General features: G+C 33.5%; 2 protein-coding genes. Both read left to right on the top strand.

Annotation, left to right across the window (positions count from 1 at the left end):
• On the top strand, positions 1-670 hold a 670-nt coding region (gene trmD / locus FZ949_RS00010; RefSeq protein WP_148790044.1), incomplete at its 5' end, for a tRNA (guanosine(37)-N1)-methyltransferase TrmD.
• Positions 671-678: 8 nt separating this feature from the next.
• Positions 679-1,035: a 50S ribosomal protein L19 gene (rplS, locus tag FZ949_RS00005; RefSeq protein WP_103580335.1), complete on the top strand. Its 357-nt coding sequence runs from the start codon at positions 679-681 to the stop codon at positions 1,033-1,035.
• Positions 1,036-1,076 lie beyond the last annotated feature (41 nt).

The raw sequence follows: 1,076 nt of genomic DNA, 5'->3' as shown, positions 1-1,076 counted from the left end.
TTTTGAAAATTTAGTTAAACCTTATTTTTGTGATTCTATTTTAAAACGTGCGATTAGCAATAAATTTATTGAAATTGATTTTATAAATCCAAGAAATTTTACTAAAGATAAGTATAATAAAGTTGATGATTATATGATCGGAGGCGGAGCAGGGCTTTTAATGTCCCCACAGCCTTTGGATGAGTCAATCAAATTTCTAAAAGAAAAAGATAAAAATACTCATGTGATATTTTTAACGCCAGCTGGTAAAAAATTTAATCAAAATGACGCAAAGAGGCTTTCTAAAAAAGATCACATTTGTTTTGTTTGCAGTAGATATGAAGGCCTTGATGAACGAGTTGTTGAGCTTTGGGCAGATGAAGTTTTTTGCATAGGCGATTTTGTTTTAACTGGCGGAGAGCTTCCTGCGCTTTGTATGAGTGATGCAATATCAAGAAATATACCTGGAGTTTTAGGAAACGATATGAGTCTTGAAGTTGAGAGTTTTGAGGATAATTTGCTTGAAGCCCCATCTTTTACAAAGCCTGATAATTTTAGATCAATCTTTGTGGTTTCAGAGTTTTTAAAGGGTAACCATGCTAAAATCCACACTTTAAAAAATAAGATGGCTCACTGCAAAACAAGGTTCTTTCGCCCTGATTTATATCAAAAGCTTAAGCCACATAAATAAGGAAAAACATGAGAAATAAATACATTGAAGCATTTGAAAATGCTCAAATTGCTAGTAAAAATATTCCTGACTTCCGTGCAGGAGATACATTGCGTGTTGCTACTCGTATTCACGAAGGCGATAAAACTAGAATTCAAAATTTTGAAGGTATTTGTATAGCTAGACGTGGTAGTGGCACAGGCGAAACATTTATCATTAGAAAAATTGGCGCTAATAGTGTTGGTGTTGAGAGAATTTTTCCAATTTTTAGTGATTCTATCGAAGAGATAAAAGTTCTTAGAAAAGGTCGTATTAGAAGAGCTAAATTATTCTATCTACGTGACCTTCGTGGTAAAGCTGCTAAGATCCGCGAACTTAGAAAATAATTCTACTATACTGTCCTGAAGTCTATTCAGGACTTTTAATC

The organism is Campylobacter concisus, assembly GCF_902460545.1.
Classification (GTDB): Bacteria; Campylobacterota; Campylobacteria; order Campylobacterales; family Campylobacteraceae; genus Campylobacter_A; species Campylobacter_A concisus_AE.
The sequence above is the reverse complement of the archived record's forward strand: the minus strand, read 5'-3'. Positions and strand labels throughout refer to the sequence as shown.